1 tRNA gene is annotated in these 315 nt (G+C 42.5%); it reads right to left on the bottom strand.

From position 1 onward, the window contains the following. Nucleotides 1-72, bottom strand: a tRNA-Lys gene (locus WEIDD23_RS12475). Nucleotides 73-315: the final 243 nt, after the last annotated feature.

Genomic DNA, 315 nt, shown 5'->3' with positions numbered 1-315 from the left:
GGGCAGACAGGGGCTCGAACCCTGGACCCACGGATTAAGAGTCCGTTGCTCTACCAACTGAGCTATCTGCCCATATTTCTATGCCGTTGCCTCAACAACAAAATATATATTACCAGAATAAAACAGGTTACGCAAGTGTTTTGTTTAAATTAATTAATGGCGTGTCTGCTGTGGGGGGTCTTAGACGCATTTGGTGTCGTATCTTGAGTTATAAAAGTGATTGAAAGAAGGCGGCTGCAAAAAAGTTTGTCAGTTGTTTAAGGCTTATGATGTAAAAAGAAAACCACCAGATCGAATGACCTGGTGGTTTATGGG

This window comes from Weissella sp. DD23 (genome assembly GCF_001579105.1).
In the GTDB taxonomy this organism is placed as follows: Bacteria; Bacillota; Bacilli; order Lactobacillales; family Lactobacillaceae; genus Weissella; species Weissella cibaria.
The sequence above is the reverse complement of the archived record's forward strand: the minus strand, read 5'-3'. Positions and strand labels throughout refer to the sequence as shown.